Source organism: Acinetobacter sp. YH12239, from assembly GCF_013417635.1.
GTDB lineage: Bacteria > Pseudomonadota > Gammaproteobacteria > Pseudomonadales > Moraxellaceae > Acinetobacter.
Genome location: NZ_VPDP01000002.1, coordinates 217572 through 240654 on the forward strand (window position 1 = coordinate 217572; position 23083 = coordinate 240654).

A 23083-nucleotide genomic window follows, 5' to 3' on the forward strand; every position below is an offset into this window, starting at 1 on the left:
TTTAAACAGCAAGCATACTATTTAAAGTTTCAGATACATTTTTAGATTTCACGATAGGTTTCAATGCTTCGAGTTTCGCTTTGACTTCGGCTTGTTGAGGTTGGGCTAACGTGTACCAACGTGACAAAAGTTGTAACAAACGTGAGCCTACAATCGGATTCTTTTCGTCCAAATATTGAGCCAACTGAATAATATGATCTACCCCAAAACTCCAAGTATTGATAGGGTTTGAGTTTAAACCACCAGTTACAGCGCGGATTCGATTAGGTACTTTAAGATCGTAATCAGCATGTGATGTCAGTTTTTGAATCGTTTCTGCTGTCGCTTTCGGATGAGCTGCTTGGATCATAAACCACTGATCCATTGATAGAGCCTCATCTTTAAAACGCGCATAGAAATCTTCTAAAATCTCAGCAGCTTGCGGTGCATCATTCCACACCAACACTTTTAAAGCACCTAAACGTTCAGACATATTACGTGTTTGACGATACTGTTGCTCAGCTAAGTCAAATGCAGCTTCATCTCCTTGACGCGCAATAAAAGAAAGCATGATGTTCTTTAAAGCACGTGTACCCATAGCTTGGGAAAAATCTGACTGTGTTGCTGGATCTAATGATAAATAAGTCTCTTTAGCAAAATCACCTAAACGGCGAGACAAAGTATCTAATAGAGCATTACGCTTTTCATAGATCGCTGTCGGTTGATAATCGTAGTCAATACGGCTACCCAAATATCCTTCACTCGGAACATCAAATAAACGTGAAGCTAACAGCGGATCTTGCTGAATTACTCTAGGTAGCGTTTTTAACATCGCTTCAATATATATGTCAGCAGGTTGGTCATTTAATAAGATGCGCTCAAGCAATGTTTGCGTCGCTTGCCACTGATTAAAGCCATTGGTTTCGTACTGTAATAAGAACGCAAGCTGTTCATCAGTATAATTAAACTCTAAATTCACGGGTGCAGAGAAATTTCGTAATAGTGAAATTACAGGCACCTTCGCCACGTTTTTAAACTCGATCGTTGCTTCATCAGTCGTGAATAAGTAAACACCATCTTTGACTTGATCTTCAACTAAAGCTGAGCAATCAAGTTGAAGTTGCTCACCAGTGTGTTCATCAAACAAAGCCAAAGCGACAGGAATTGGAACCGCTTTTAAGTTTGGATATTTTGGATGTGGTTTTAAACTTTGCTTAAAGTTTAAACGATAAGTTTTCTGCTCAGCATCATACTCACCTTTGGCTTCAAGCTTAGGTGTACCCGGTTGGTTATACCAAGTTAAAAATCCTGATAAATCCACACCAGAACCTGCTGATAATGCAGCAACCCAATCTTCCACAGTCACAGCTTGACCATCATGGCGACGGAAATACTCATCCGTTCCTTTACGGAATTTTTCTTTACCTAATAAAGTCGCCATCATTCGGTTAATTTCTGCACCTTTTTCATACACAGTCGCTGTATAGAAGTTATTAATTTCTACGAAATGATCTGGACGTGGAGGATGAGACAATGGGCCTGAATCCTCAGGGAATTGGTGCGCTTTAAGTACTGCTACATCATCAATTCGTTGAACAGCAGCAGACTGCAAATCCTCAGAAAAAGATTGATCACGGAAAACGGTTAAACCTTCTTTCAGACAAAGTTGGAACCAGTCTCGGCAAGTAATACGATTACCCGTCCAGTTATGGAAATATTCATGAGCGATAACAGATTGAACACGCATAATCGCAGCATCAGTCGTGTATTCTTCATCAGCTAAAACACATGATGTGTTAAAAATATTAAGCCCTTTGTTTTCCATTGCACCCATATTGAATGCACTGGTCGCGACAATCATATAATTGTCTAAATCATAAGGTAATCCATAGTGCTCTTCATCCCAACGCATAGAATGTTTAAGTGCTTCCATGGCAATATGGCACTTCGGAATATCTTTTTCTTCAGCATAAATTTCTAGAGCTACATCACGACCTTCAGAAGTGACGTAACGATCTTTTAATACCGCTAAGTCTCCAATGACACATGCAAAGAGATAGGCTGGTTTCTTGGTTGGATCTTGCCAAATGGTATAATGACGTCCTTCGCCTACTTCACCCGCTTCAATTAAATTACCATTCGCCAGTAGGACTGGAAATTTCTTATCCGCTTCGACACGTGTTGTGAAAACAGACAGCACATCTGGACGGTCTGGATAAAACGTAATTTTACGAAAGCCTTCTGGTTCGTTCTGTGTAACAAACAGATCAGATGCTGCTTGGTATAAACCTTCAAGTTGTGTGTTTGATTCAGGATGAATTTTAACGACTGTAACGATGCATGCATCATCAGGTGCATCTTTAATCACTAACTGTTCATTATCTAGATGATATTGCGAAGAATCTAAGTCTTGACCATTCAGTGTAATTGACTTCAACTCAAGCTCACGACCAAGCAACACCAAATCACCTTCAGTCTGACGTTGCATTTTTAGTGTGCCTGTCACCATCGTATGATCGTCATAGACTTGGATATTTAAATCAATCGAATCCACGACAAATGCTGGCTTCTGATAATCTTTCAAATAAATCGTTTGATCTGCTTCGATCACTGGATTTGCCGCGATATTCATAACTCGTCCTATAAGCTGTTCTTTACAGCGATTATGCTTTTATGTGAAGTCAATTGATCATAGGTCAAAATTGACGAATTGTCTGTGTTTGACGCTCTATTTAATATGGGTCTATTCATGTTTTTTTCAATTTAATTTATTTGTAGTAACAACAGTTTGCTTCTTTATTACCCGTTTCAAATATCTTGTCTAACTACGATAGAAATGTAACAAAAATTCACTTCTTTATTTTCAAGCATAATTATTGCTTCAGTTTAAGAGCGGTAATCATCAAAAAACTTATAAATCATAAATGAGGTGAAATATGCTCATCAGGGACCACATAGTCAGAGTAGAAAACATCAAAACCATGCAGATGATGGATGCTGCTAAAATTGATCATCGCGTGATTGCAGCATTTTTAACCAGTGAGGGAATGCCTATTGAAACATCAGAAGTCACAGCTGTATTGAAAAACTATGATGCACTCGGAATCAAGAGATTATCTCAAAAGAAATCTCAGGTACTGATCCAAGCTAAAATGCAACATTTTTCCGATTCAGAGCTCCCTTGCCCTTTAACCTATTGAATCCTCCATCTAGGTCGATCTAACACTTGAGGAAAAGATTTTCCGGTTCGATATATTCATATATTTCACATAAGCAGGCATTCACCTGCTTATTTTATTGATCGCAACATCAGTCAGATTTGTTTTCAATACTGACTCAATCAAGCGATGTTGAACAATCGTGTGTATAATTCTTTTATCTTGAAATTAAAGTGCTGCTATGTTGCAAATTCTCCAAAAAAATGCTGATGAAAGTAGTTTCTGTCCACTTTGTCAGGCCAGTATGTACTTTATTGAAGCAGAAGAATTTGATAAAGAAATCCTATTCCATCAATGCTCTCACTGCCATCATCAAGTCTTTCAAGATGAAAACCGCAACTGCCATTGTGAGCGCTGCACAGCAAAACGAAAGAAAATGATGCAAGAAACTCGCATTCAAGAACAACGTAAGATTGCATCGAAGAATAAGGACATACAAGAACTCGATTTACATCAACTGAGCTTTATGCACAAGTTGTTTTTACTCTCAATATTAGATCAACAAGTCCATGAGCATACCCAACATCAAGAATTCATCGATTGGGAAAATATTAAATATCACACCATTACCCCAAGTTATTTATTTCAAAATCATTTGATGAAACAACTTTTGAAAGACAATATTCTTGTCCCGCGTGACTTTTCGAGCGAACTCAGTCAATACTATATTAATGTCCGTCTTGACGGCTATTCTGAGCCGAGCTTGTTTAGTATTACTCAAGCGTTACGTCAACTCTTTTATGAAAATCTGAGCCAAGGTGTACCATTTAAAAATAGTGATGAAGTCAAAAGTGCACTCTACACTCTGTTGTACCAAGAAATTATTCAATTTGCGCAATACTACTGTCGTACTTGGGGCGTTCAAATTGCTGGAAATCAGAGTTTTCAAACCTTTTGTTTTAGATTATTAGACTCTCTCGCTGTGGGTCAAATCTATTATTTAGTTCAAACTGCGCTTGAGTATTTGCACCATCAGAAAGCACTCCAAGCCCGTAATGAAAATTTTATCAATACCAACCTTTTAAAAAAGACCTTACAGCAATACCGTGAACGTTCTGTAGCTGAAAAATGGGAAACCTCAACACTGCCAAGGCTACCTAACTTGCCTTTAAGTAAAATGAGCGAAATCTTATTTTTTCATTTTCTGGGCTATGATGAATCAATCTTTTTTCAACCTGTTTGGCGATCGTGGAGTAAAATTGAGCCACGTTTAAATTTTTACTCACAAAAACGTTGTATGAATTGTGGCTCGAATGAACTTTCTGTGGATTATGACGCAGATGACTATGTCAGTTTAATTTGTCGTAATTGTAATCACCAAGACCACTATTTTACACGCTAGCGAACGACTATGAATCATCCAGAAAACTTGATAGCAAATGCTCCAAAAGATATTGAGGTTCAAACCCAAGAGATTCTTAAACAGGTCATTGAAGCATGGCATCTGTTAAAAACCACTCAACCTTTAGTGCATTGTATGACCAATCAGGTTGCTGCCAACTATGTCGCAAATGTACTGTTATCTGTTGGTGCCTCACCTGCCATGATTGATAATCCTTTTGAAGCTGAAAGTTTCGTAAGTATTAGTCAAGCTTTAAGTATCAATTTAGGGACTCCTCATACAGAACAAGTTGCCGCAATGAAAATTGCCACAGAAACTGCTCGCAAAAAAAATATACCTTGGGTATTAGATCCTGTTGGCTATAGTGCTGTTTTGCCATGGCGTACTGAAATTACAACTGATTTATTGCGGTTTAAACCCACCATTATCCGAGGTAATGCTTCAGAAATTGGGAGCTTAGCAGGACAACGAAATCAATCTAAGGGTGTAGACAGTACCCTCGATAGCGCTGCCGTAGTAGAACAGGCGAAAACCTTATTAGATTACTCTGAATGTATCGCAATTTCGGGCGAATCTGATTTTATTCTTTCTAAGTCTTATGGATGTATGGTTAAGATTAATGGAGGTTCACATTTACAGCCAAAAGTTACCGCTACAGGATGCGCCTTAGGTGCATTAATTGCAGCTTATGCTGGCGTAACAAACCCAACCATTGCCTGTATTGCTGCCCATGTACACTTTGCCATCGCAGGAAAACTCGCTTATACGCAGGCTCAAACTGTCGGAAGTTTTAATGTCGCTTTTATCGATGAACTCTATAGCTATTCGGCTGAAAAAATTCAAAACAGTGCAGATATCGAAATACTGACTTTTGCTGCATAACAAAAGGCTGAAGATCACTTCAGCCTTTTTAGTCTTACTTCTGAACTCTACCTTTACGATAATACTCTTTTGGCATTTCCGCCAACTCAATGATCAATTGAACCGTTAAGCCTTGAGCATGATAACCATTAAAGCTATGAAGATACTCATTTAAGCGATCTGAAATAAGATTCTTTTGCTCTTCATTACGCCCCGTCATGATTCCTAAACGAACATGAATATAGGCTTGAGGGTCTTCGCCAAAACCAATCAGGAAATCGCTATTAGCACGAATACGTGATTTGATATCAGAAGGATGCCCCACTAGACCTGTATCAAATAAAGCGTGGTTTAAGCCTAAAAGCAACGCTTTCGCATCTAAATTTTGAATATTATCCGAATACTCAACGATCATCTGTGGCATCTTAATTCCCTTTGCTTGTGTGTTAAAAAATCAATTTCAAATGCGTAACTCATTATTCAATGAATAATAAGGCTAATCTCACTTGGTCATAGCCCATACGCGGATTGGTATTTTCCACGATCGGACGCAACTTGATCGCACCATCTTCACCGAAATGTTCAGGACTCTGTCTTTTAAGTAATTTTTTATAGATTTTACGTACTTGTTCAACGACTTCATCCCCAGGATGAGCAACCGAGATATCTAACCCCTGCTCACGATGAAGTTTGCCTAAGTGGTTAATAATGGTTGCTGGCGTTAAACCACGCTCAACCGCAATATCCTGAATTTCATAACCATTTTCAAAGAGCTCGCGAGTTTCATCGAGAGTCGCGGTGGCATAATTGGCTTTGCCTGCATTTTTGGCAATTTTTTTCTCATTACGACTAATCTCAAGCTCATTGAGTGTGCCACCACAGTGCCGAATAAATGCCTTGTGTTGCGCTTCTAAATCAGCATCACCAAAATGCGCTTCTGCTTCATCAGAGAGTTCTTGAAATCTTCGGTCGGCTTTAATTGCTAAACTGTCTAATTCTAATGCTTGCTCATTGAAGCCGAGCAACTTCAGACCATCAATAGATTTCAAACGAGATAAGGCGACATAGCCCTGACCCTTTTCAAAGGTATTCGCCAAATTTATTTCTGCCGCCGATAAAGTCATCCCTTGAGACTTATGAATAGTAATCGCCCAAGCTAACCGCAAAGGAACTTGGGAAAAACTCGCGATTGTCTTTCCTGCATCATTATCAACAGACCAGGTTTCAGGTTCGACCACCAGAACAGTGCCGTCTGTTAATTTCACTTTAGGTAATACCCCGTGATCATCTACTTCTTCAAAGCCAATGACTTCACCAAGACTGCCATTGATATAGCCCACATCAAAATTGTTTTTTACAAACATGACTTTGGCATGTTTCTTTAAGGTCAATTCTTCTGGTGCACGTACGGAAGATTTTAATGTCTCGATTAATTTTTCATTACCATCCATTTGTGCACAAAATTGATGACCATCCCCATCAATCTCATTTAAATGACGGTAATTAATGGCATCAACATCCATATTATGGGTATACAAACGTGTAAATGTTTCACCAATATCTTGCTCACGCGTTTGTTGTAAAGCTTGAATATGCTCGGCTTGAATATTTTGCGCACGGATTGCATTCAAAATATCATTCAAGACTGAGTCATCTTGTCGATGTTGTTCAGTTAAATAACAAACACGAAATTTCGCTTCTACCCAAGCCTGGGACATAAAACAGAATTTATCTCGATTTTTTTCGTCATTGCGTCCGACTGGTGGTAACTGGAAGAAATCTCCGGCGGCAATCACCTGTATGCCACCAAATGCTTCATCAGACTCTTTAAAAAACTTAAGCACTTGATTAACTAAATTAAGCTGCTTCGCATGTAGCATCGAAATCTCATCGATGATCAATACCTGCGCATTTTCTAAATGCTCTTTGAGATATTTACGCTCTTTCATGCGCTTTAGATCATCATCTGATAAAAAATCTTTGATCCCGATCCCCGCCCACGTATGAATGGTCATCCCATTCATGTGTGTGGCTGCAATGCCTGTAGATGCGGTAATGGCGACTGAAACTTTTCGTGCCTTTAGATAATTAATATATTGATTAAGCGTATACGTTTTTCCTGCACCCGCAGAACCTGTCAAAAAGACATTTTCTCCTGCTTTCATTAACTTCAGTGCAGTTTCTTGTTTCATTTGTGCTTAACCTAATTTAAACGCTCATAGACTAACGACATTTCATCAAAAAGTTAAGCCAAAAATCAGTCTTATGATCATGTTAACGCGTGAATACGTCAATTTAAGGCGCATCAGTTGTTGATTTGTTCAGGATCTCCAAAATTCCAAATCAACATTTCATTGACTTGATGTACAAACTCTTTGGCTTCCCTCACAACCTTTAGATCAGCAACTTCGTTATTGGGCAAACGCAGTTGGTCAAAATGAAGCTGATCGAATTTAAAAAAACAACCGAGTGTCAAATGCTGTGAGGGATCATGTAAATTTGACATATGGAACGCCACATATTCACCATCAATAATTCTTTGGGTATAAGATAAAGCCAGACAATGTTTATAATTTACAGACTCTTGAATAATTTGCTCTAATTCATTCAACTCCAGAAATTTCCAATTCTCTGTATACATGACTGCTTGAGGTGATACTCGTTTCCAATGACTTTCAGCATGTCGCAATTTCAAAGTCGTCAATGTATCCACATAATGTAAATGCTGATGCCAACGTATTGCTTGCTGATACCATGCGGGCCATGTCATGTTTTTCGCAATAGTTCGATCTTGTTGAAAAAAATCAATCAGATAATCTGCAACATAAGAGTCAAAAATACTATTACTGCGGTTATATTGAGAATTTGGATGCTTAAAGCGCTGCCTAAACTCATCTAGATTGATATGATACTGCTGCATTAAGAAATGAAAATGCGTTTGATGTTGTGTTGAGGGCTCAATAAATTTGATGATTTCATTAGGCAGATCTTTAACTAAATCATTTAAAAACAACATATAAGACTGCATCACTTGAGAAATACGTTTAAAGACATATTTTACTGAACTCAATCCTTGCTGATCCAATGACCATAACAAGTCCAACCATTCTTTAAGATATAAAATAGAAGCCGTGAGAGGTTTTGATTTTTTATAATCTTGAACATTTAGCGACTCATTCAATGTATATGAATGATGCTCAACAGATAGTTCAAACCATGATTGTTGCTGTGAAATACGTAAACACTCAGAAATAAATAAACGACCGATCACCTGTTCAAAATATTGAATCGAGAGTTGTATGACATGCGGATGTACTTTAGAGCAATCCACAAAACTTAAAGCGGTGACGGCCAATCGAATATTGGGATCTTTTAAATTTTCACTTACCCAGTCGATGACAAGATAATCTTGTTTAAATAACCAATTCACTGCTCTTTTATGTATAAACAGTGGCGACTGTTGCGCTATATCTTCTACCCAATACTGCACATCTTTATTTAAAAAATTTTGTTTATTGAAAATATCTTGATACTGCCAATACCCTCGTTTGATCCAACGTGTAAAACCTAATAAATGCGGTGTTTGCTCGTTATGCTGTTTGAGTAAATTGAAATCAGGCTCTAAGTCTACCAATTGAGATAAGCTAAATTGTTCCTCGAACGAAATTTGTGCCATACGATATAACCGTTTTGGCAACATTAATTCTGCTGAAGTGCTTAACCGATCGTATACTGGAATCAATTTTTGCACTGCAAGAAAATTATCTCCCATGACTGAATTGACCAAACACAGATGTTTAAAATTCAGTTCAACTTCCAAAGGTATTTCAGCACCAAATCGGCTGAAATTCAGCAAATGAGGTTCATCATAATACTCACTTTGCATCATGATTCGATCTAACTGCATCGCTTGCTGATCGGTCAAATTATAGAGGCACTGTTCAACACGATTTTCTCCATCGACCCATTTAAAGACTTCTTCAACCAGCATTTGACGAAATAACTGCACTTTCGTTTTTAAATATAAAGAATGATGTGAGGCCTTATGATTAAAGATAAAACTAAAATCATTGAACATAAAATCCGCAATTTTTTGAATCTCGACATTTGCGCGAGATGTATAAAATTGAATTTTATAATCATCGATACACTCAACTGTGAGCAGTCCATCTGCGATCACTAAGCTATTATTTTCCTGATCAATTACGAATAAATTTTCAGGCGTAATCGTCCATAGATATAACCACTGATCCTGAAATACGGCTTTTAGTGTATCGCAATGATCAATTAATGCCTGTGCAGTATATTGATGACGTTGCTTTGGATTTTGCGGAGGACACGCCAGCATACAGTTTGCCTAAATATGAAAGACTGGAAGATTTTTAAAAATAACAACGATATAACTGTATTATTCTATCTTAAAATGAGTTGTGCTATTCAGATTCTGTAACTTTTGTATGAGTCAGATAAGCAGTTCGTATCATGCAACAATTATATGAAAATTTCTTGAAAGTAGGTTTGACTCACTGCTCTGACTGTATTAAAACAATCTCATACTAAGAATTTTAGAGACAATAATGAAAACAGTGGTGATTACAGGTGCAAATACAGGTATTGGATTAGCGACAGCAAAAAAATTTGTTGAAGATGGTCATCATGTCGTGCTTGCTTGTCGTAATTTGGATAAAGCTCAGAAAGCTAAAGCAGAAATCAGCACCAAAGGTCATGGTCAAATTGATATTGTAGAATTAGATTTAAATGATTTAAATCAAGTCAAATCTGCAGCACAAACTTTAAAAGAAAAATATTCACAGATTGATATTTTGGTCAACAATGCAGGTCTAATGACGCCTAAATTAGAAGAAACGGCTAATGGTTTTGAAAAACAAATAGGTGTCAATTATCTAGGACATTTTGTGTGGACAATGCAGTTGTTACCTTTACTTCAAAACGCGCCTTCAGGCCGTATCATTCACCTTGCATCCATGATGCACGTTCTGGGTAAAATTGACACGCATCAATTTAAATTTGATTCTGTTAAAAAGTATAACGGTGTACTCAGCTATGGAAATAGTAAATTAGCAAATTTACTATTTAGTCATGCCTTAGCTGAAAAGCTCAGAGGCACATCTATCACCAGTAATGCAATTCATCCAGGTGGTGTGGATTCCGAAATTTATCGCGAGCTTCCTAACTATCAATATCGCGCTTTAAAATTGTTCTTAATCTCACCCAACAAACCAGCAAATCTTATTCATCAAATTGCGTTATCACCTGACTGGTCTAAGAAAACAGGTCAATACAAAAGTTTGCAAACACCAGCTTTTCAATCTACACATGCGAAAAATCGTAGTTTAGCTCAACGATTGTTTGACGAGACAGAACAACTTTTAAAAGAATATTTACAGTCAATATAAACAATTTTGAATCAGGGAATGAATCAATAGATGATCGAAAAAATGAGTGCTGAAACCACGCTACAATACCAATCCGACATTTTAGGTGAAAAATTTGAGCAACATATTTTCAAATTTTCGCCTGATTATGATGGTGAGGTTATTGCAACATTAGTACGTCGTCCATCAGATATTCCATCAACTAAAGCTGTGCTGTATATCCATGGCTTTATTGATTATTTCTTTCAACAAGAAATGGCGAAAAAATTTAATGCCCAAGGTTTTCATTTTTACGCCATAGACCTTAGAAAATACGGTAGATCACTACTTCCGCATCAAAAACCTTATTTTGTGAAAGACCTAACCGAATATGATGAAGATATTCATGCCGCATTGAATGCAATTCAAAGTGAGGGAAATGAATCGGTATTATTATGCGGTCATTCTACAGGCGGTTTAACTGCCACTTATTTTTCAATTCGACACCCTGATTATCCATTGATTAAAGCAATCTGGGCCAACAGTCCATTTTATGATTTCAATATGAATGTCTTGAAAAAAAAATATGCGCTTCCAATGATTGCAAAATTAGCTCAGCAATTTCCGTTGATGCAATTACCAAGTGAATTAAATAAGTTTTACGTAAAGAGTTTGCACGAAAATTTAAATGGCGAATGGAGTTTCGATCTCAAGCTTAAACCTAAAACCTACACCAAAGTGTATTTGAGTTTTATCGGTGCTGTTGTGAAAGCACAACAGAAAATCCAATCTGGTCCTAAAATTTCAGTTCCGCTTCTTGTTATGCACTCAAGTCGCACGACCAATCCCAAGAAATATAACATTGATGCTCAGACCTCTGATGTGATTTTAGATGTAAAAACCATCGAAAAATATGCAAAAGCATTACAAGGTGATGTCACTGTAATGACAATTAAAGATGGTCTGCATGATTTGGTTCTTTCAAAAAAACTGGTTCGTCAGCAAGTATATGACCAACTCTTTGCTTGGCTTGCTTCAAAAAATCTATAAATTCTGTTCATCTAAGACCTCATTTTAATGGTCTTGATTGTTAATGTGTATTGATCAAGCTGAATGGACTTTCTCTTGGTCATACAATATTTCTATTCTTCAACCTTCCCATCTCTTCACAGACCTTTGCGACCAATCTCCTTTTCACACATTTGAAATATTACTTCTTGCTTGCTGTTTCTTGTTTTGAGCCATGGAGAAATTGGGTTGGTGTTTGGTAGGTACACATCTTCTCAAGCGTGTCCAATACTGCAAACACGGTAAATATCACCGAACACAACAATAAATGGTAAAAGGAATCTCACCATGGCTTTTAAAAATATTGCAGACCAAACAAACGGGTTTTATATCCCTTGTGTTTCACTTTTCGGACCAGGTAGTGCTAAAGAAGTTGGAAGCAAAGCTCAAAATTTGGGCGCTAAAAAAGCACTGATTGTGACTGATGCAGGTTTATACAAATTTGGTGTCGCAGATATCATCGCCGGTTATTTAAAAGAAGCGCAAGTGGAGAGCTACATATTTGCTGGTGCCGAGCCTAATCCGACTGATATTAATGTTCATGATGGTGTGGAAGCCTACAATAATAATGCTTGTGATTTTATTATTTCTTTAGGTGGTGGCTCTTCACATGATTGTGCTAAAGGTATTGGTTTAGTGACTGCAGGTGGTGGGCACATTCGCGACTATGAAGGAATCGATAAAAGTACCGTTCCGATGACACCTCTTATTGCAATCAACACAACTGCAGGAACTGCTTCGGAAATGACGCGTTTCTGTATTATTACCAATACAGAAACCCATGTAAAAATGGCAATCGTCGACTGGCGTTGCACTCCACTCATTGCCATAGATGATCCTAAACTGATGATCGCAAAACCTGCAGCATTGACAGCTGCAACAGGTATGGATGCGCTTACTCATGCAGTCGAAGCCTATGTTTCAACAGCAGCAAATCCAATTACTGATGCCTGTGCTGAAAAAGCTATCAGCATGATCAGTCAATGGCTGAGTCCTGCGGTTGCTAATGGTGAGAATATTGAAGCACGTGATGCTATGAGTTATGCACAATATTTGGCAGGCATGGCATTTAATAACGCCTCTCTAGGTTATGTACATGCCATGGCTCACCAATTAGGCGGTTTTTATAATCTTCCGCATGGTGTGTGTAACGCGATTTTGCTCCCCCATGTCTGTGAGTTCAACTTAATTGCCTGCCCTGATCGTTATGCCAAAATAGCTGAATTAATGGGTGTAAATATTGAAGGATTAACCATTAACGAAGCTGCATATGCAGCAATTGATGCCATCAAAATCCTATCTCAATCCATTGGCATTCCATCAGGATTAAAAGAGCTTTCGGTTAAAGAGGAAGATTTAGAAGTGATGGCTCAAAATGCACAAAAAGATGCCTGCATGCTCACTAACCCACGTAAAGCAGATCTCCAACAAGTCATCAACATTTTTAAAGCCGCAATGTAAACTTTTGATTTGCTAGATCTAAAAGAGAATCTGAATACAATTTAGATTCTCTTTTTTATTCTTTGATTCTCAATCGAATTCAATTGTGCATTACATCAGGCATGGCGGGTTTAAATTTTTGTAGGTATAAACAATGAGAGTAAAGGTTGTTAACAATATGAAAAAGATGCTTTAGGCTATTGTGTTTTACTTTAATTCGACTCAATTATGATAGTGCTGTAAAAGTTGTTGCGCTGAGTGATCTTGCGGTGATAACTCCATTAAACGCTCCATTGCATCAACTGCATCAGGATTTCGTGCAATGTATTTTAAAAGCACTTCAACATCACAATAGTTAAAAATTGCTTCGCTTAGACGCGAATCTAGACAATTTCGCCAAGAACATAAGAATGGGCTTTCAGTTTTGGAGAGCATTACACCATTGACCTGCTGTAAAGCTTTATCAACAAATCCAACGTCTAAAGCATTTTCGATTTGGAGGAAATCAGCCTCAATATGCGCCAGTAATTTATAGGGTCTTGAGCCTAACATTCCACCCAATAAATCTCGAAGCTGCGACATTTCAGCTTTTAAAGTTCCCATGCTCACCTTTCGTTCCCCATACAAAGCTTGATGAAGCGAATCTAAGCTAAGACCTTGAGGACATAATGCCAATATTGTCAAAATTTCAATCTGTCTAGGTGTAACCACCAAGGTACGTCCGTTAAATATGACTTGAGGAATTCCAAAGGTACGAATAAATAAATGTTGGCGTTGATAATTCAGTAATGCTGATTGTATTAAAGATGCACAACGTTCTGCTGCGAGTAGTCCAAAACTATTGTGATGATCCCATGTCGTTGATAAATCTAATACACCAATGAGTTGCTTCGAAAATGGATCAACAATTGGTGCTGCATAGCACACCCAATCATGAATAGACTCCATATAGTGTTCATTTGAAAACACACAACTTGATTTTTCAGTTTTCAAGGTTAATGCTAAAGCATTGGTTCCAACCACTTCCTCCCGCCATTGACCGCCTTCAATAAAGTGAACACGTTCTGCAGCCTTACGCATTTGTTGACTAGCTTCCGTCCAAATAATGGTGCTGTTGATATCGCCTACCGCAAGTACCATAGATGATTGTTGTGCAACATGTTTTAACTCTTGTTCACATATTTTCAATGCTTGATTTAGGCTGTTACTTTCAACAGTACTCGTTGTGATCAACGGCGCTACCATTCGCTCTTTCGGAATTTCTGCCAACTTCGATCTTTGCCAAGACTTTAAAATATGCTGACCAAGTTGTTTCGCCTGTACAGTTGAAAGACTGATTTTCTCTCTAAGTGTTTCTATTTGTTGTCTTTGCTTGATTAGAGTCTGCATTGAGTTCATTCCTTATTATCTCAACATTTCCCAATATGCATGTGTTGTACTTATTATAGTTATAGTATTTGTTGATCAGTTGTAAACCTTCATCATTCCAACCTTTTTCCAACCTTATAGTGGTTATGTTAACTCATCAATAATAGAAGATATCTAATACCAAAGACGAAGATATTTTCCATAACTTTATAGCACAACCAAAGGATGGACACTATGCGCTACGCTGATCCCAATCAACCAGATTCTAAAGTTCAATTTAAAGCACAATACGAAAATTTCATTGGTGGGAAATGGGTTCCTCCAGTAAAAGGTGAGTATTTTGATAATCTTTCTCCCGTAGATGGGAAAGTCTTTACTCGAGTTCCCCGTTCTTCAGTCGAGGATATTGAACTCGCTTTGGACGCAGCTCATGCCGCTAAAACTGAATGGAACAAAACGTCTGCAACAACTCGCTCTAACATTTTATTAAAAATAGCAGATCGCTTAGAAGAGAATCTAGAATTACTTGCTGTGGCAGAAACCTGGGACAATGGTAAACCTATCCGTGAAACCTTAGCTGCAGATATTCCACTGTGTATTGACCATTTCCGCTATTTTGCTGGGTGTATCCGCGCACAAGAAGGTGGTATTTCAGAAATTGATGAAGATACTATCGCCTACCATTTTCATGAGCCATTGGGTGTCGTTGGACAGATTATTCCTTGGAACTTTCCGATTTTAATGGCGGCGTGGAAACTTGCGCCTGCATTAGCGGCGGGGAACTGTATTGTCTTAAAACCAGCTGAGCAAACTCCTGTCAGTATTCTAGTTTTAGTTGAACTCATACAAGATATCTTACCACCAGGTGTGCTGAATATCGTCAATGGCTATGGTGTTGAAGTAGGACGCCCTCTTGCGACAAATCCACGTATTTCAAAAATTGCATTTACTGGCTCAACTGCGGTCGGTCAATTAATTATGCAATATGCCACCGAGAATATTATTCCAGTGACATTAGAATTGGGTGGCAAATCTCCAAATATTTTCTTCGAAGACATCATGGATAAGGATGATGAATATCTAGATAAAGCGCTTGAAGGTTTTGCCATGTTTGCGCTGAATCAGGGAGAAATCTGTACTTGTCCATCACGCGCTTTAGTCCAGGAAAGTATTGCAGATAAATTCTTAGAGATGGCTGTAGAGCGCGTGAAGCGGATTAAAACAGGTCATCCACTTGATACAGAAACCATGATTGGTGCTCAAGCCTCGCAAGAGCAGCAAGATAAAATTTTAGGTTGTATTGCGACAGGTCGTGAAGAAGGTGCTCAAATTCTTACAGGTGGTCAAGCACGTGAAGAAATTGGACAAGGTTTTTATATTGAGCCGACGATTTTCAAAGGCAATAACAGCATGAAAACATTCCAAGAAGAAATTTTTGGACCAGTTTTGGCTGTGACAACATTTAAAAATTTCGATGATGCCATCAACATTGCCAATGACACCATTTATGGATTAGGTGCTGGTGTTTGGTCACGATCAGCACATACGTCATATCGTGCAGGACGTGCAATTCAATCAGGTCGAGTCTGGACAAATTGCTACCATATCTACCCTGCTCATGCTGCTTTTGGCGGTTATAAAAAATCAGGGATTGGTCGTGAAAATCATAAAATGATGCTTGATCATTACCAACAAACTAAAAATTTATTGGTAAGTTACTCAACTAAACCAATGGGTTTCTTCTAAAACAAAAGCTAAAGAAGCGGCAGATTGCCGCTTCTTTTTTGCTACAGGAGCTTAATAGATTAGCTGGCTTGTAGACTTTTCATATCAATCACAAAACGATATTTCACATCGCTTTGAAGCATGCGCTCAAATGCCTCATTAATATTTTGCATATTAATGACTTCTACATCTGACACGATATTGTGCTGACCACAAAAATCAAGTAGTTCTTGAGTTTCTTGAATCCCACCAATCACCGATCCAGCGATTGATTTTCTTCCCATAATCATGGGTACGGAATTGCTGCTAAATTCTCCGAGATAGCCTACCAATACCAGTGTCCCACTCAATGCAAGTGTCGGAATATAAGGCTTTAAATCATGATCATAAGGCACAGTATCAATAATTAAATCAAACTGATTTTTCACTGATTTCATTTGTGTTGGATCTGTTGATAACACGACATGATCTGCACCTAAATCACGTGCATCCTGTTCTTTATTTGCTGATCGTGTAAATAAAGTCACTTCTGCACCAAGCGCATGAGCAAGTTTAATCGCCATATGACCTAAACCACCGAGTCCAACAACAGCCACTTTAGAGCCTTTACCGACATTCCAATGTTTTAACGGCGACCATGTCGTGATCCCTGCACATAAGATGGGTGCAATGGATTGAGTATCTAAATTTTCAGGTACTTTCAATACAAAATCTTGGCTCGCAATGATCGTTTGTGCGTAGCCACCATAAGTAGGTGTTTGATCATGGCGATCTAAACTACCATACGTTTGTGTATTGCCAGCTTCACAATATTGCTCCAAACCTTGGTGACAAGCTGAACAAGTACGACATGAATCTACCATACACCCGATTCCGACCAGATCTCCGACCTTAAACTTCGTTACAGATGTTCCGATGCTTTTTACACGACCAATTACTTCATGACCCGGTACAATTGGGTAACGACTAAAACCCCAATCATTACGCGCTTGATGTAAGTCAGAATGACATACACCGCAGTATTCAATATCAATAATGACATCATCGGGGCGAGCTTGACGTTGCTGAAACGTATATGGAACCAATGGACTTTTAGAATCAAGCGCTGCGTAAGCTAAAACATTATGGGTCATCGTGACTCCCTCAAGCTGTTAATTTCGTACTCTCTTATTCGTTATATCACATCAATATTTTTAATAAATTTAGCTGAGTCTCAATTTAATTTCTTTTTCACTTATTTTTGTAATTCGCGCTCTACAAAATGCAAGCGATCTTGTCCCCAATACATATTTTCCCGTACAAAAAATGTAGGTGCTCCGAATACTCCTCTTTGTACGGCATTGTTTGTTTCATCAATCAATTTTTGTTTTACTACCTGATCTTGGCTTAAATCCAAAAGTTGCTGACCGTCGATTGCATCACCTTGAAATAAATTTATCAGAACTTCTGGATCGGCTAAATTCAAGGGCTTTCTAAACATCACATCAAAAAGCTTGGTCAAAATCACTTCAAAATATTCATCATGATAGATTTTGACTCCCGTTAATATACGCATTAAAGTCAATGTATTCATTGGAAAATATGGATTCATTTGCATCGGAATCTGATAATAATCTGACCAACGATTTAAGTCTTGCATTGAATAGATCCCTTTAGCAGGCACCTCAATTGGACTCTTGTTACCAGTCGATTTAAAAATTCCACCTAATAAAATTGGTGTGTAATCAATCACTGCATTATATTTTTTGGTGATTTCTTGTAGCTTATAAAAAGCCAAATAACTAAATGGACTGCCAAGGTCGAAATAAAATTCAACTTTTTGTTGTTGTGTAGTCATGTCTTATCCTTATTAAATATGATTACCACTGTTCAGACCATGGACGCAAATCCAATTCATGTGTCCAAGCATCTCGTGGTTGATGAGCAATATGCCAATAGTTATCAGCTATATGTTGAGGATTCAAAATACCGTCATGCTGTTTTTTTTCATACAAATGAGGGAAAGTATCTTTAATAAAATCAGTATCAATCGCTCCATCAATAATGACGTGCGCAACATGAATATAATGAGGCCCTAACTCTTTCGCCATACTTTGGGCTAAGGCTCTTAACGCATGTTTAGCGCCAGCAAAAGCGCTGAAATATGATGAACCACGAATACTTGCTGTTGCACCAGTAAAAATGATAGTGCCGCGCTGCCTTGCGACCATACGTTTAGCGACTTCACGACCATTTAAAAAAGCGCTAAAACAAGCCATTTCCCAGATTTTAAAATATTTACGTGCTGTTTCTTCTAGAATGCTACACGGCACATTTGCTCCAATATTAAAAACCAATACTTCAATCTGACCAATGTCACGTTCAATTGTGTCAATCAGTTGAATCACTTGATCTTCTTTTCTTGCATCTGAAGCAAATCCATAAGCTTTACCACCGTGTGCTTCAATCTCTCGGATGACAGGTCCAAGCTTGTCTGCATTGCGTCGAGTCATACAAGCAGTATATCCACCTCGTGCAAAGCGTTTTGCGATCTCACTGCCTGTGGCATCTCCTGCACCAATGATCAGTGCGACCTTGTTATATGTTGATTTTTCTTCTGAATGATTAATTTCTGACTGCTGATCATTCATCATCGCTCCATTAAATAACGATCGTTATTATAACGATCACTATGTTATAGTTTTGAGGCACAGTCAATGGTTATTGAATATTCAATATGAGATATAAAGCAGGATACAAAGAAGAAAAACGTCGCGAAATTTTAAAAACCAGTGGTGAACTCGCAAAAAAACAAGGTTTTAACAATACTGGGGTTGATGGTTTTATGCACGCTGCAAATATGACTAGCGGTGCTTTCTATTCTCACTTTTCTTCAAAAAACGACTTATTTAAAGCCTTAATCGAATCTGAAATCAGAGCAAGTATTCAACAGTGGGAAATGAATCCCCATCAAGATCCAGAATCTTGGTTAGATTTTGAAATGAACCGATATCTTTCTCTATTACACGTTCAACACCCAGAAAAAGGCTGTGTTTTACCCTCACTTGCTGCTGAAGTTTCACGCGCTGATGCTGACATTAAACAATGTTTTGAAAAAGAACTTCAGCGTGGTTACAAACTATTTGCGCAGCATGCTCCAGAACCTGATTTCGCTTGGGCAATACTCTGTCAAATGGTGGGCTCCGTACTATTAGCGCGTGGAGTTCAAGATGAACGCTTAAAAAAAGATGTTCTCAATTCTAGTCTAGCTATGCTCAAGACATTATTAAAAAATGGGATTGCGAAATAAATCGTTTTATATTGTTTTATGGACGAAACCTTAGTTCCAAAAGCTCTATAATTTCCTCATCATTCTTTTAAGAACGTAACATCATGAGAAAGCTTCCTGAAACAGTATATGCAATACAGCATTTAGCCTTTGAAGATCTAGGTTCTTTTGAGGAGACACTATATCAACTGGGTTATCGGGTCAGATATTTTGATGCAGGTGTGGATGATCTTTCAGTAGCCTTAAAGTACGAAGGTCTGACCATTATTTTGGGTGGACCGATTGGTGTTTATGAGACAGAAGATTACCCTTTCCTACAAACAGAAATAGACTTACTTAAAGAAAGATTAAAACTACAACGCCCTACGCTTGGCATCTGTCTAGGTGCTCAACTCATTTCAAAAGCCTTGGGTAGTGCAGTATATGCTGGCCACACCAAAGAAATTGGCTGGAGTACGGTAGATATTATAAATGAGCAAGACAACATTCTAAATTCTTTAAATGGTGTACCAGTTTTGCATTGGCATGGTGATACCTTTGATCTTCCCTCGCAATCGAAACTTCTGGCGAGCACTCAAATTTATAAAAATCAGGCTTTTCAAGTTGGATCTAATATTTTAGCACTCCAGTTCCATCCTGAAGTGACCTCAGATAGTCTAGAAAAATGGTTGATTGGTCATACTTGCGAATTGCGTAAAGCCAGTATAAATATTACTCAATTACGTGCAGATAACCATCGTTATGCTGAAAGGCTAGAATCTGTGGCAGGTTCAATCATAAGCCGTTTTATTGAACAGATTAAATGATTTTGATTTGATAGCCTTCAACCCAACTGTAGATCAGGATATTGGATTGTGCTATGCCAATCAATCCACCATTCGTTATGAGCATCCACTCCGTTGCATACCATTCAACCGAATTTGATAGAGTGAGAAACCGCTTTCAGCAGTTAATATTTTTTTGATATCAAGTGTCTAAAATTTTGTTCAAATTTTTCCAATGTACCCAATCGTTAAGAAGTTTGACTATGGTGAGTCCACATATCACACATATAACTCCATAAATTATTTCGGGAACTATCTGTGATGCACCTAAAGAATTAAACAATCTCCAATATTCATCTTTTTTAAAGTAAAACATTATGGGAGCAAAACTCATAGAAAATAAAACTAGTAAATTCATTACTAAAACTTTTATTTTTCCTTTTTTTGATACCTTTAGTCTAATGATTTCACCTCTAGAGTTTTTTAATACCTGATAACCTGCTCTATTCCATACAAAAGTCCAATAAAGTAACTCAAACTCCATTGCATTAAATTTATCTAAGAAATACTCCAGCTCTTTTATATCAACGTTTTTTGCTCCAGTAAGTGCAGAAATTGCTGAATTTAGCAGAAGCGTTTTAACTTCCTCGCTTTCATTAAGATTTTTAATCCTTTCTCGTTCTTCAAAAAAAGATTTAAGACGTAAGTGGCGCTCAAGATATTTTTTTCGATTGTATGATGGTGTAATAAGCTCAATGGCTTTTTCAAATATTTGCAAATACATATTTAAAATAAACTAAATAATTATAATCAGTCCAAATCATAAATCTAAATTTATTTTAAATAAATGCAATTTTTTTAAACCATACAATATCCAAGACTTTTTTAAATATCTCTACTCCTATCTCTGCAAGCGTATATCACGTTTAATTAATTGATCTACAAACTTCTTAGTATGGTTATTATCTCCCTTTGTAAAGTCGTATGTGACATTGATTCTAAAGCTTGAGCCACGCTCAATGACTTAAGCTATTTAGATAAAATTCTTGTTATAGATTTGGTTCATCTTACTTTCGATAATTACGGGTAGAGCAGTAAAATGATAAGCTTTTGGCCTCATAAGAAAATAATAAACCGCCCATTTAGGCGGCTTATTTAAAACTTAACAAATTGATTTTATTATTTTTTATTATCTACCGAAGCTTCAGTTGTAATATTCACCGTGATTTTATCGCCTACATTAGGTACATATGCGCCAACACCGAATGCAGAACGGTCAAATGAAGTCGTTGCATTGAAACCAATAGACTGCGCTTTCGTCATAGGATGTTCAGCTTGTTTATTCAATACAGCATCAAGTACGACAGGCTTAGTAACATTTTTAATCGTTAGATCACCTGTGATCTTATACTTGTTCTTACCATTTGGTTGAACTTTAGTACTTTTAAAAGTGATATTCGGATATTTTTCAGCATCAAAAAAATCTGGTTTCAATAAATGTTCATCTAATGCTTTAACATTTGTATTGATACTTGAAAGTGGAATTGTAACATTCACTGCTGAATTCGCAGGCTTTTCATTGTCTACTTTGATCGTCCCTTGGATATCGCTAAAATTACCTGATGGTGTAGAAAAGCCAAAATGATCCCAAGTAAATACTGTTGCTGTATGAGTTGGATCGATTTTATACTCAACTGGTTTAGCAACTGAAACTGTTGCTACAGAAAGTACTACGGCACTTAACGCTATTGTTTTAAAGTTCATCAATTTTTCCTCAAATTTTTTAAAAACATTTATGAAATGGATAGTGAATAATGTATAGCATTCTGAAATTCTTGCATCAGTACATATAGAACAGTTTGTTGCAAGATTAGAACGCACCTTAAGAAAGTATCACTTTTATCAAATCAATTTGATCAGATTATGACTATCACTTGTGTATAGATCATGTTTTTCATCTTTAAGCTTTCTACTAATAAGCAGTTAACATCAACATATATCTTAAATATGAGATTAAATTAAACATTTATACAATATAATAATATTTTGTCTCATTTACAATACTAAGATTACTATACTAAACTGGAGAACAATGATGAGTGAACAACAACAAGTTATTGATAAAGCGCTTAAAACCAAAGCACCTAAAGATGTGGTATTGGCTTTTTTATATAATACTGATAAATCAAGAGTAGCGATTGCTTCAGAAAAGTTAGTGGCTGAAGATGCGATTTATACTTCGCTAAATTTTAATAATCCTGAACTGAAACAAATTGAACCTTGGGCTGGCACTTCTACAGGTCGTGATGTCTACATTTATACTTTTTCTAATGTCGGAACTTATTGGACGATCGATGATTTTCAAATCACAGATATTTTAGCTGAAGATGAAACAGTGGCTGTGTTCGGTCAATTTACTTATACATCTGTTCACGCTAAGCGCACCTTCACTTCACCTTTTTCGATTAAAGCAATTGTTAAAGATGGCTTAATCACGTATTTCCAGTTTATGGAAGATACTTATGCTTCAGCAGCATCTTTCAGAGTAAGTGGTGAATGGACAATTCAACAAAATGCTGATCCAAAATTAAATTTTACCGTGTCAGAAACTACGGCTAATTAACGGTAAAATAATAAAAATAGGATAATAAAAAAGCCTCATAGGAGGCTTTTTT

At 37.3% G+C, this 23083-nt stretch carries 20 protein-coding genes; 10 read left to right on the plus strand and 10 right to left on the minus strand.

What is annotated here, in order from left to right:
• Window position 1 precedes the first annotated feature (1 nt).
• Window positions 2-2611: an aminopeptidase N gene (pepN, locus tag FTV17_RS03135; protein ID WP_179998128.1), complete on the minus strand. Its 2610-nt coding sequence runs from the start codon at window positions 2609-2611 to the stop codon at window positions 2-4.
• A 304-nt stretch (window positions 2612-2915) separates the two neighbouring features.
• Here pepN and FTV17_RS03140 point away from each other — a divergent pair, with 304 nt between their 5' ends.
• The 3 genes from FTV17_RS03140 to thiM all read left to right on the plus strand — a co-directional run bounded on the left by FTV17_RS03140 (window position 2916) and on the right by thiM (window position 5421).
• Entirely contained in the window at window positions 2916-3179 is a 264-nt protein-coding gene (locus FTV17_RS03140) for a hypothetical protein (RefSeq protein WP_035263756.1), read from the plus strand.
• 199 nt (window positions 3180-3378) lie between these two features.
• Window positions 3379-4539 carry a hypothetical protein gene (locus FTV17_RS03145; protein WP_179998129.1) on the plus strand — a complete coding sequence of 387 codons (1161 nt, stop codon included), beginning with the start codon at window positions 3379-3381 and terminating at the stop codon, window positions 4537-4539.
• A 9-nt stretch (window positions 4540-4548) separates the two neighbouring features.
• On the plus strand, window positions 4549-5421 hold the full coding sequence (gene thiM / locus FTV17_RS03150) for a hydroxyethylthiazole kinase (RefSeq protein ID WP_179998130.1): 873 nt from the start codon (window positions 4549-4551) through the stop codon (window positions 5419-5421).
• A 34-nt stretch (window positions 5422-5455) separates the two neighbouring features.
• Here the strand turns inward: thiM and FTV17_RS03155 are convergent, their stop codons facing one another.
• The 3 genes from FTV17_RS03155 to FTV17_RS03165 form a co-directional block, all read right to left on the minus strand.
• Entirely contained in the window at window positions 5456-5824 is a 369-nt protein-coding gene (locus tag FTV17_RS03155; protein ID WP_179998131.1) for a 5-carboxymethyl-2-hydroxymuconate Delta-isomerase, read from the minus strand.
• Window positions 5825-5876: 52 nt separating this feature from the next.
• Window positions 5877-7592: an AAA family ATPase gene (locus FTV17_RS03160; RefSeq protein WP_179998132.1), complete on the minus strand. Its 1716-nt coding sequence runs from the start codon at window positions 7590-7592 to the stop codon at window positions 5877-5879.
• Window positions 7593-7705: 113 nt separating this feature from the next.
• On the minus strand, window positions 7706-9748 hold the full coding sequence (locus FTV17_RS03165) for a hypothetical protein (protein WP_179998133.1): 2043 nt from the start codon (window positions 9746-9748) through the stop codon (window positions 7706-7708).
• A gap of 229 nt (window positions 9749-9977) precedes the next feature.
• On the opposite strand from FTV17_RS03165, the gene FTV17_RS03170 reads away from it, so the two are divergent.
• The 3 genes from FTV17_RS03170 to FTV17_RS03180 all read left to right on the plus strand — a co-directional run bounded on the left by FTV17_RS03170 (window position 9978) and on the right by FTV17_RS03180 (window position 13304).
• On the plus strand, window positions 9978-10817 hold the full coding sequence (locus tag FTV17_RS03170) for an SDR family oxidoreductase (protein WP_179998134.1): 840 nt from the start codon (window positions 9978-9980) through the stop codon (window positions 10815-10817).
• Between the two features lie 30 nt (window positions 10818-10847).
• Entirely contained in the window at window positions 10848-11825 is a 978-nt protein-coding gene (locus FTV17_RS03175) for an alpha/beta hydrolase (protein ID WP_373687181.1), read from the plus strand.
• A gap of 306 nt (window positions 11826-12131) precedes the next feature.
• Window positions 12132-13304 carry an iron-containing alcohol dehydrogenase gene (locus tag FTV17_RS03180; protein WP_179998135.1) on the plus strand — a complete coding sequence of 391 codons (1173 nt, stop codon included), beginning with the start codon at window positions 12132-12134 and terminating at the stop codon, window positions 13302-13304.
• Window positions 13305-13505: 201 nt separating this feature from the next.
• On the opposite strand, the gene FTV17_RS03185 is transcribed toward FTV17_RS03180, so the two are convergent.
• Entirely contained in the window at window positions 13506-14681 is a 1176-nt protein-coding gene (locus tag FTV17_RS03185) for a transcriptional regulator (RefSeq protein WP_179998136.1), read from the minus strand.
• Window positions 14682-14885: 204 nt separating this feature from the next.
• Between FTV17_RS03185 and FTV17_RS03190 the strand changes: the two genes are divergently transcribed.
• Window positions 14886-16397, plus strand: coding sequence for an aldehyde dehydrogenase family protein (locus tag FTV17_RS03190; RefSeq protein WP_179998137.1), 1512 nt, complete (start codon window positions 14886-14888; stop codon window positions 16395-16397).
• Between the two features lie 59 nt (window positions 16398-16456).
• Here FTV17_RS03190 and FTV17_RS03195 read toward each other — a convergent pair whose 3' ends face one another.
• The 3 genes from FTV17_RS03195 to FTV17_RS03205 form a co-directional block, all read right to left on the minus strand.
• Window positions 16457-17509 (minus strand): NAD(P)-dependent alcohol dehydrogenase, encoded by a 1053-nt coding sequence (locus FTV17_RS03195; protein ID WP_179998138.1) that lies wholly within the window; start codon window positions 17507-17509, stop codon window positions 16457-16459.
• A gap of 101 nt (window positions 17510-17610) precedes the next feature.
• Window positions 17611-18213, minus strand: a complete 603-nt coding sequence (locus tag FTV17_RS03200; protein WP_179998139.1) for a 2-hydroxychromene-2-carboxylate isomerase — start codon at window positions 18211-18213, stop codon at window positions 17611-17613.
• Window positions 18214-18235: 22 nt separating this feature from the next.
• Window positions 18236-19006, minus strand: a complete 771-nt coding sequence (locus FTV17_RS03205; RefSeq protein WP_179998140.1) for an SDR family oxidoreductase — start codon at window positions 19004-19006, stop codon at window positions 18236-18238.
• 86 nt (window positions 19007-19092) lie between these two features.
• On the opposite strand from FTV17_RS03205, the gene FTV17_RS03210 reads away from it, so the two are divergent.
• Window positions 19093-19665, plus strand: coding sequence for a TetR/AcrR family transcriptional regulator (locus tag FTV17_RS03210; protein WP_179998141.1), 573 nt, complete (start codon window positions 19093-19095; stop codon window positions 19663-19665).
• Window positions 19666-19748: 83 nt separating this feature from the next.
• The gene (locus tag FTV17_RS03215) at window positions 19749-20450 is read left to right on the plus strand and encodes a glutamine amidotransferase (protein WP_179998142.1); all 702 of its coding nucleotides are present in this window, start codon (window positions 19749-19751) and stop codon (window positions 20448-20450) included.
• 160 nt (window positions 20451-20610) lie between these two features.
• Here FTV17_RS03215 and FTV17_RS03220 read toward each other — a convergent pair whose 3' ends face one another.
• Entirely contained in the window at window positions 20611-21192 is a 582-nt protein-coding gene (locus FTV17_RS03220) for a hypothetical protein (RefSeq protein ID WP_179998143.1), read from the minus strand.
• A 395-nt stretch (window positions 21193-21587) separates the two neighbouring features.
• Entirely contained in the window at window positions 21588-22172 is a 585-nt protein-coding gene (locus FTV17_RS03225; protein WP_179998144.1) for a YceI family protein, read from the minus strand.
• 331 nt (window positions 22173-22503) lie between these two features.
• Here FTV17_RS03225 and FTV17_RS03230 point away from each other — a divergent pair, with 331 nt between their 5' ends.
• Window positions 22504-23031, plus strand: coding sequence for a nuclear transport factor 2 family protein (locus tag FTV17_RS03230; protein ID WP_179998145.1), 528 nt, complete (start codon window positions 22504-22506; stop codon window positions 23029-23031).
• Window positions 23032-23083 lie beyond the last annotated feature (52 nt).